This window comes from Streptomyces sp. NPDC002309 (assembly GCF_053593375.1).
The window spans coordinates 1-10,482 of sequence record NZ_JBSFCI010000030.1; the positions used below are offsets into that span (position 1 = coordinate 1).

A 10,482-nucleotide genomic window follows, 5' to 3' on the forward strand; every position below is an offset into this window, starting at 1 on the left:
GAATAACCGGCGAACTCTACATATCCGGAACCGGCCTCGCCCGCGGCTACCTCGACCGACCCGCACTCACCGCCGAACGCTTCATCGCCAACCCCCACGGCACACCCGGCGCACGCATGTACCGCACCGGCGACCTCGCCCGCTGGACCACCGACGGACAACTCGAATACCTCGGCCGCACCGACCACCAGGTCAAGATCCGCGGCTTCCGCATCGAACTCGGCGAGATCGAAGCCGCGTTGACGGCACATCCGTCCGTCGCCCAGGCCGCCGTCATCGTCCGCGAGGACACGCCCGGCGACAAGCGCCTCGTCGGCTACGTCGTCCCGGCGAGCGGTCCGAACGGGTCGAACGGGTCGAACGGTGTGGACATCGCGGACGTCCGCGCCGGCCTCTCGGCCGTGCTGCCCGACTACATGATGCCGACGGCGATCGTCGCACTGGACGCGCTCCCGCTCACCGCGAACCGCAAGCTGGACCGCAAGGCCCTGCCCGCCCCCGACTACACCGCCGATGCCGGCGGCCGGGGCCCGGGAAGCGTGCAGGAAGAAATCCTGTCCACCGTCTTCGCCGAGGTCCTCGGCCTGCCGTCGGTCGGCGTCGACGACAACTTCTTCGACCTCGGCGGGCACTCCCTGCTCGCGACCCGCCTGGTCAGCCGCATCCGGTCGGTGTTCGGGGTGGAGGTGCCGATCCGGACACTGTTCGAGACGCCCACCGTGGCCGGACTCGCCGACCGCCTGACCACCTCCGACACTTCCCGGCCCTCGTTGGCGCCGGCGCAGCGGCCGGAACTGGTGCCCCTCTCGTTCGCCCAGCAACGCCTGTGGTTCCTCGGCGAACTCGAAGGCCCCTCGGCCACCTACAACATCCCGATGGCACTGCGCCTGACCGGCACCCTGGACACCGACGCCCTCCACACCGCGCTCCGCGACGTCGTGGCCCGGCACGAGGTCCTGCGCACGACGATCACCACCGCGGACGGCAACCCCCACCAGCAGATCCAGCACACCGACACGATCGACGACCTGCTCACGCTCGTCGACGCCGAACACCTCCCCCAGGCCGAGCTGACCCGCCTGGTCACCGAAGCAGCCGGACACCGATTCGACCTCGCGAGCGAAATCCCGCTGCGCGCCCATCTGCTGCGCACCGGCCCTCACGAGCACGTGCTCGTCGTGGTGATGCACCACATCGCCGGTGACGGCTGGTCCCTCGGCCCCCTCGCCCAGGACCTGTCGACCGCCTACACCGCCCGCACCACCGGCAACACCCCCACCTGGAACCCCCTCCCGGTCCAGTACGCCGACTACACCCTCTGGCAGCGCGACCTCCTCGGCGACGCATCCGACCCCGACAGCCTCCTCACGGCGCAACTCGCCCACTGGCGCCACGCACTGGACGGGACGCCCGAGGAACTGGCACTGCCCACCGACCGGCCACGTCCCCCCGTGGCCTCCCACCACGGCGCCACCACCGACCTCCACATCGACGCCGAAACACACCAGGCCATCGTGGAGCTGGCCCGCACACACGGCGTGACCGTCTTCATGGTCATGCAGGCCGCCCTCACCGTCCTGCTCAACCGCCTCGGCGCCGGCGACGACATCCCCATCGGCACCCCCATCGCCGGACGCACCGACGAAAACCTCGACAACCTCGTCGGATTCTTCGTCAACACCCTCGTCCTACGCTCCGACCTGTCAGGCAACCCCGACTTCACACAGCTCCTCGACCGCATCCGCGAGCACGCACTCAACGCCTACGCACACCAGGACGTCCCCTTCGAACGCCTGGTGGAAGAACTCACCCCGACCCGGTCCATGGCCCGCCACCCCCTGTTCCAGGTCATGCTCACCCTCCAGAACAACACCACACCCCACCTCGAACTACCCGGCCTGAACGCCGAGTTGCTTCCCACCGGCGACGCCCCCGCCAAGTTCGACCTCGACATCCAGCTCGGCGAACACCACACCCCCGACGGCACCCCCGCAGGCATGCATGGCGTCCTCACCTACGCCACCGACCTGTTCGACCACCACACCGCCACCACCCTCACCCAACGCCTCACCCGAATCCTGCACACCGTGACTGCCGACCCGACAGTCCCGGTCAACCACATCGACGTACTCGACCCCACCGAACAGCACCAGATCCTCGCGGAATGGAACGACACCGCCCGCGACGTCCCCCTCGCCACCCTTCCCGAGCTGTTCCAGACCCGGGTCACCCACGCCCCCGACGCCACCGCCGTCGTCTTCGAGGGCGTCGAGGTGTCCTACGCGGAGCTCAACTCCCGCGCCAACCAGCTAGCCCGACTGCTGGTGGAGCACGGGGCAGCGCCCGAGCGACTGGTCGCCCTGGCGCTCCCTCGGTCCGTCGACCTCATCGTCGCCATCCTGGCCGTACTCAAGACGGGTGCCGCCTATCTGCCGATCGACCCCGGCCATCCGGCCGACCGGATCGCCTACGTGCTCTCCGAGGCACGGCCCTCGGTCCTCATCGCCGGCGATGAGACGTGGGAGGGGCTGCGCGGCGTCGACGTGACGCGTCTGTCGCTCGACGATCCCCTGTTGCGGCAGGACCTGTCGAGCCGTGCCGCGCATGACCTTTCCGATGGGGAACGGCGCAGCCCGCTGCTGCTCGACCACCGCGCGTACGTCATCTACACCTCCGGGTCCACGGGGCGTCCCAAGGGCGTCGTGGTCACGCATCGTTCGCTCGCCAACAACATCGCCGCCGTCATGCCGGAGTACCGGATCGACGAGCGGTCGAGGGTGCTGGGGGCGACGGCGTTCAGCTTCGACGTGTCGGTGCAGGACCTCTTCATGACCTTGCTCTCCGGTGCGGTCTTCGTGCTGGCCGCCGACGAGGATCGGGTCGACCTCGAACGCCTTCAGGATCTGATGCGTGCGCAGGGCGTGTCGGTTGCGCATGTGACGCCGGGGGTGGCGCGGTCGCTGGACCCCGCGCGGTTGCCGGAGCTGCGGCTGCTCGTGGTGGGGGGTGAAGCGCCGGACGGGGGTCTGATCGACCGGTGGGTCACCGCGGACCGGGAGTTCTACAACAGTTACGGGCCGACGGAGACGACCATCGGGGCCACGCTGATGCGGTGTGCCGCGCCTTCGTGGGGCCGTACTCCGCCGATCGGCCGTCCGATGGCGAACGTCCGGGCCTTCGTGCTGGACCGGTGGTTGCGGCCGGTGCCTCCGGGCGTGGCCGGAGAGTTGTACCTGGCCGGTGTGCAGCTGGCGCGGGGATACCTGGACCGTCCCGGGCTGACGGCGGAGCGGTTCACTGCGAACCCGTTCGGGGGGCCGGGCGAGCGGATGTACCGCACCGGGGACCTGGTCCGCTGGAACGCCGAGGGTCAGCTCCACTTCCTGGGCCGCACCGACCACCAGGTCAAGGTCCGCGGCTTCCGCATCGAACTCGGCGAGATCCAGACCGCCCTGCTCGCCCACCCGTCCGTCGCCCAGGCGGCCGTGGTGGTGCGGGAGGACCAGCCGGGCGACAAGCGCCTCGTCGGCTACGTCGTCCCGGCGAGCGGTCCGAACGGTTCGAGCGGGTCGAGCGGGTCGAGCGGGTCGAGCGGGTCGAGCGGTGTGGACATCGCGGACGTCCGTGCCGGCCTGTCGGCCGTGCTGCCGGACTACATGATGCCGTCGGCGATCGTCGCACTGGACGCGCTCCCGCTGACGGTGAACCGCAAGCTGGACCGCAAGGCCCTGCCCGCCCCCGACTACAGCGCCACGAGCCCCGGTCGGGACGCGCGGACCCTCCAGGAACAGCTGCTCAGCCAGGCGTTCGCCGATGTCCTCGGCCTCCCGCACGTCGGGGTGGACGACAACTTCTTCGACCTCGGCGGCCACTCCCTGCTGGCCACCCGCCTGGTCAGCCGTATCCGCACCACCCTCGGGGCCGAGATCCCGGTGCGAGCCCTGTTCGAAACCTCGACCGTCGCCGGGCTCGCCCTCCGTCTCGCCGAGACCGGCGACGGCGGAACGCGCCTGCCGCTGACCGTCCGTCCGAGGCCCGGCACGGTGCCGCTGTCGTACGCCCAGCAACGCCTGTGGTTCCTCCAGCAGTTGGAAGGGCCTTCCGCGCTCTACAACATCCCCATCGCCCTCCGTCTCACCGGAGACCTCGACCCCGCTGTCCTCCGAACCGCTCTCGACGACGTCGTCACCCGGCACGAAGTCCTGCACACCGTCTTCGGACAGGTCGACGGCGTACCCGAGCAGCGCGTCCTCGCCGGCCAGACGTTCGAACTGCCGCTCCTCCCGGGGGAGTTGCCGGAGGGCGAGTTGGCGCGGGCAGTGGCCGAAGAGGCGTTTCGCCCCTTCGACCTCACCGTTGAACTCCCGCTCCGGGCGCGGCTGTTCGCCGTGGCGCCGCAGGAGCACGTGCTGGTGCTGGTGCTGCACCACATCGCCGGCGACGGCTGGTCCCTGGCACCGCTCGGCCGCGACATCTCCACCGCCTACACCGCCCGCGCCGACAGGCGGGCGCCGGCCTGGGAGCCGCTCCCGGTCCAGTACACGGACTACACCCTCTGGCAGCGCGACCTGCTGGGCGAGGACCACGACGCGACGAGCATCCTCAGCCACCAGTTGGACTACTGGCGCGAGACCCTGTCCGGCCTGCCGGAGGAGCTCACCCTGCCCACCGACCGGCCCCGACCGCCGGTGGCCACCCATCGCGGCGGCACGGTCGACCTGCGCATCGACGGCGAGCTCCACCAGCGGATCATCGGCCTGGCACGCGCCGAGGGCGTCACCGAGTTCATGGTGCTCCAGGCCGCGCTCGCCACTCTGCTCTTCCGCCTCGGCGCGGGTACCGACATCCCCCTCGGGACCTCCCTCGCGGGCCGCACGGACGAGAGCCTGGACGAGCTGGTCGGCTTCTTCGTGAACACCCTGGTCCTGCGCACCGACGTCTCGGGCGAACCGTCCTTCCGCGAGCTGATGCACCGCGTACGCGAACGGGGTCTGGACGCCTTCGCCCACCAGGACGTGCCGTTCGAACGGCTGGTGGAGGACCTGGCGCCCGCGCGGTCCATGGCCCGCCACCCCCTCTTCCAGGTCATGCTCGCTCTGCAGAACGCCGGTCCCGCGAGCCTCGCTCTGCCCGGCGTCGAGACCCACCTCCTCGACACGGGTGACCGGCCCGCCAAGTTCGACCTCGACCTCCAGCTCCGCGAAGCCGACACCGGCGGGCTGACCGGCTCCCTCGTCTACGCCACCGACCTGTTCGAGCACGGCACGGTGGAGTCGCTGGCCGAGCGGTTCGTCCGCGTCCTCGACAGCGTGACCGCCGACCCCGCACAGTCCGTCACGGACATCGACCTGCTCGGCGCGGACGAGCGTCACACCGTGCTGACGGAGTGGAACGACACCGCGCACGAGGTGCCGGTGGCGACGCTCGCGGACCTCTTCGAGGCGCGGGTCGCACGCGCCCCCGACGCCACCGCCGTGGTCTTCGAGGACACCCGGCTGTCCTACGCCGACCTCGACGCGCGTGCCAACCGGCTCGCCCGTCTCATGGCCGGACGCGGTGCCGGGCCCGAAACCCTCGTCGCGGTCCACCTGGAGCGCTCCGTCGATCTCGTCGTCGCCCTGTTGGCCGTCCTCAAGACGGGCGCCGCCTACCTCCCCGTCGACCCCGACCACCCCGCCGACCGCGTCACCCGTCTCCTCGCCGACGCCGGACCCGTGCTCCTGCTCACCACCGAGGCCCTGAACCCGGCGGACGGCGGCCAGGTCCCCCGCCTCGTCCTCGACGACCCGCGACTGACCACCGCTCTCGGCCGGCTGTCCGCCGACGGCATCGAGGACGGCGACCGCACCCGTGCCCTCCTCGTCGATCACCCGGCGTACGTCATCTACACCTCCGGGTCCACCGGACGCCCCAAGGGCGTCACCGTCACCCACCGGAGCCTGGTCAACCGGCTGACGTGGATGCAGGACGCCTACCGGCTCACCTCGGACGACCGCGTGGTGCAGAAGACGCCGTTCGGGTTCGACGTGTCGGTGTGGGAGTTCTTCTGGCCGCTGCTCGAAGGTGCCACCCTCGTGGTGGCCCGTCCGGGCGGTCACCGTGACCCGGTGTACCTGGCCGAGCTGATCCGGCGCGAGCAGGTCACCGTCGCGCACTTCGTGCCGTCGATGCTGCAGGTGTTCGTCGCCGAACCCGCCGCCCGGGAGTGCGCGTCCCTGCGGGCCGTGGTCTGCAGCGGCGAGGCGTTGTCCGTCGCGTCGCGCGATCAGTTCCACGCGGTGCTGCCGATCCCGCTGCACAACCTGTACGGCCCGACCGAGGCCGCCATCGACGTCACCGCCTTCACCTGTGAGCCGGGTGGTACCGGCGCCGACGGTGGGGTACCGATCGGCCGTCCGGTCTGGAACACCCGGGTGTTCGTGCTGGACGCGGCGCTGCGGCCGGTACCGGCCGGGGTGGCGGGCGAGCTCTATCTGTCGGGTGTGCAGCTGGCCCGGGGCTATCTGGACCGGCCCGGTCTGACCGCCGAGCGGTTCGTCGCCGACCCCTACGGCACGCCCGGCGAGCGGATGTACCGCACGGGTGACCTGGCCCGGTGGAACGCCGACGGGCAGCTGGAGTACCTGGGCCGCACCGACGACCAGGTCAAGATCCGCGGCTTCCGCATCGAACTCGGCGAGATCGAGGCCGCCTTGCTCGCCCACCCGTCCGTCACCCAGGCGGCCGTGGTGGTGCGGGAGGACCGGCCGGGCGACAAGCGCCTGGCCGGGTACGTGGTGGCGGCCGGGGACCCGGACGTCGCGGAGATCCGTGCGCACCTTGCCCGGGTGCTGCCCGAGTACATGGTCCCGGCCGTGATCGTGGCGCTCGACGAGCTGCCGTTGACGGTCAACGGCAAGCTCGACCGCAGGGCGTTGCCGGCTCCGGACTACGGCGCCGGGGCCACCGGGCGTGGGCCGTCGACGGTGCAGGAGGAGATCCTCTGCGCGCTGTTCGCCGAGGTGCTCGGCCTGCCCTCCGTCGGTGTCGACGACGACTTCTTCGAGTTGGGCGGGCACTCTTTGCTGGCGGTGAAGCTGGTGGAGCGGGCCCGGGCGGCGAACGTCGCGGTCGATGTGCGGACGCTGTTCACCAGCCCGACCGTGGCCGGACTGGCGGCGCTGCAAGGCGCTCCGCAGGTGGTGCTGCCGGACAACGGCATCCCCGCCGGGGCCACGACGATCACCCCGGAGATGGTCACGCTGGCAGACCTCACGGCGGAGGAGATCGACACCATCGTCGCGGAGGTGCCCGGCGGCGCGGCCGCGATCGCCGACATCTACCCGCTGGCGCCGCTCCAGGAAGGCATCCTCTTCCACCACCTGCTGGAGGGCGAGAACGGCACCGACCTGTACACGCTGCCGTACGTCCTGCGCTTCGACTCCCGGCCGCGGGTGGACGCCTTCGTCGCCGCCGTGCAGCAGGTGGTCGACCGGCACGACATCCTGCGTACGGCCTTCCTGTGGGAAGGACTCCGGGAGCCCGTCCAGGTCGTCCTGCGCACGGCCCCCGTCCCGGTCGAGAACCTCCGGCTGGAGGGCCCGGATGTCGTGGGCGGCCTGCTGGCCACACGCACCGCGCCGATGGACGTCCGGCGCGCCCCCCTGCTGCAGGTCGGCGTCGCCCAGGACCCCGACGACCAGCAGTGGTACGTCCTGCTCGAAGTGCATCACCTCGTGCAGGACCGCACGTCCCTCGCCCTGGTCTTCGACGAGATCCGCGCGATCCTCTCCGGGAACGGGGACACGCTGCCGGCGCCGCTGCCGTTCCGCGAGTTCGTCGCGCAGGCACGGCTCACGATCCCGGCGCACGAGCACGAGCGGTTCTTCGCGGGACTTGTGGGTGACGTGAGCGAGCCGACCGCGCCCTACGGGCTGCTGGACGTGCACGGTGACGGCAGCGGTGTCTCCGAGGTACGCATGCCGCTCGCCTCGGATGTGGCGCAGCGGCTGCGGGAGCAGGCGCGACGCCTGGGTGTCAGCCCGGCGACGCTGTTCCACGTCGCCTGGGCGCGCGTCGTGGCGGCCACCTCGGGCCGCGACGACGTGGTGTTCGGCACCGTGCTGTTCGGCCGGATGAACGCGGGCGCCGGAGCCGACCGGGTACCCGGCCTGTTCGTCAACACGCTGCCCGCCCGTCTCGACATCGGCTCCGTGAGCGTGCGCGACGCCGTGTACGCCATGCGGCGGCAGCTCGCGGACCTGCTGGTGCACGAGCACGCACCGCTCATCCTGGCTCAGCGGGCCAGCGCCCTTCCCGCTCGGACGCCGCTGTTCACCTCGCTGTTCAACTACCGCCACAGCGAGGACACCGCGGCGCCGAGCCCCGACGGGATGGAACTGCTGCACGGGCACGAGCGCACCAACTACCCGCTGGAATTCTCCGTCAACGACACGAACCCCCTGTTCACCCTCACCGTCCAGTCGGTGGCCCCGGTCGATCCGCGATCGGTGGTCGCCTTCATGGAGACCGCGGTCGAGGAACTCGTCACGGCGCTGGAGGAGGAGCCCGGTCGGCCGTTGCGTGCGATCCGGGTTATGGACGACAAGCAGCACCGGCTGCTGGTCGACTGGAACGACACCGCCCGCGCGGTCGCTCCGGCGACGCTTCCCGAGCTGTTCCAGGTCCAGGTGGCCCGGACCCCGGATGCGACCGCGGTGCTGTTCGAGGGCCTCCGGCTCACGTATGCGGAGCTGAACACACGGGCGAACCGGCTGGCGCGGCTGCTGGTGGCGCGTGGGGCGGGTCCGGAGCGGCGGGTGGCGGTGATGGCGGACCGTTCGCCGGACCTCGTCGCCACGCTGCTCGCGGTGGTCAAGACCGGCGCCGCGTATGTGCCGATCGACCCGGAGTACCCGGCGGAGCGCGTGGCATACGTCCTGGAGGACGCGAAGCCGGCGCTGGTCGTGACCACCCGTGAGGCCGAAGGCGTACTGCCGGAGACCGTGGCACGCGTGGTGCTGGACGATCCCGCGACCGTGACCGAGCTGGGAAGGCCGGCCGACGCGGACCTCTCGGACGCCGACCGCGGCGGGGCGCTGCTGCCCGCCCACCCGGCCTATGTCATCTACACGTCGGGTTCCACCGGGCGGCCCAAGGGTGTGGCGGTCCCGCACGCGGGTGTGGTGAACCGGCTGGCGTGGATGCAGGACACGTACCGGCTGACGTCGGACGACCGGGTCGTGCAGAAGACACCGTTCGGGTTCGACGTGTCCGTGTGGGAGTTCTTCTGGCCGCTGCTGGAGGGTGCCACCCTGGTCGTGGCCCGTCCGGGCGGGCACCGTGACCCGGGATATCTGGCCGAGCTGATCCGGCGTGAGCACGTGACCGTCGCCCACTTCGTGCCGTCGATGCTGCAGGTGTTCGTCGCGGCGGCCGAGATCTCGCAGTGGACGGTGCCGTCACTGCGCGCGGTCATGGCCAGCGGTGAAGCCCTGCCGGCCGAACTGCGCGACCGGTTCACCGCCTCCCTCGGAATCCCGCTGCACAACCTGTACGGGCCGACGGAAGCCTCCATCGACGTCACCGCCTTCACCTGCGAACCCGGCGCCGACGCCGGAGGCGTGGTGCCCATCGGCCGCCCGGTCTGGAACACGCGGGTGTTCGTGCTGGACGCCGCACTGCAGCCCGTGCCGCCCGGCGTCGCCGGAGAGCTGTACCTGGCCGGCGTGCAACTCGCCCGGGGATACGTCAACCGGCCCGGACTGACCGCCGAGCGCTTCGTCGCCAATCCCCATGGCGAGCCGGGTGAGCGGATGTACCGCACCGGTGACCTGGCCCGATGGAACACCGAAGGCGCCCTGGAGTACCTGGGCCGCACCGACGACCAGGTCAAGCTCCGCGGCTTCCGCATCGAACTCGGCGAGATCGAGGCCGCACTGCTCACCCACCCGTCGGTGGGCCAGGTCGCCGTGGTCGTCCGGGAGGACCAGCCCGGCGACAAGCGCCTGACCGGATACATCGTGCCCGCCCGCGAGTTGTCCGCCGAGGACGTCAGTGCCTTCCGGGCGGCGGGCGGCGCTCTGCGGACCCATGTCGCGGCCCTGCTGCCGGAGTACATGGTCCCGTCCGCGATCATGGTCCTGGACGCTCTGCCGCTCACGGTGAACGGCAAGCTGAACCGTTCCGCCCTCCCGGCGCCCGAGTACGCCGGCCAACGCGAGAGCAGGGAACCCGCGTCACCCGAAGAGGCGGCTCTCTGCCGCATCTTCGAGAAGGTGCTGGGCGTCCCCGACATCGGAGTGGACGACAACTTCTTCGATCTCGGCGGGCATTCCCTTCTCGCGACCCAGCTCGCCGGTCATGTCCGCGCCGACCTCGGCAGGGAAGTACCGATCCGCGCGATCTTCGAAGCGCCCACTCCCGCCGGCCTGGCGAAGCGACTGGGACCGGAGAAGCGCAGCCGGCCCGTCCTGAGTCCCAGGCCGCGCTAGCGCATGTTCC

Annotated in this window: 1 protein-coding gene; it reads left to right on the forward strand. The window is 71.1% G+C overall.

Annotated features, from left to right (window positions below; translation table 11 throughout):
* On the forward strand, positions 1–10,472 hold a 10,472-nt coding region (locus tag ACWCPM_RS24130; RefSeq protein ID WP_450978324.1), incomplete at its 5' end, for an amino acid adenylation domain-containing protein.
* Positions 10,473–10,482 lie beyond the last annotated feature (10 nt).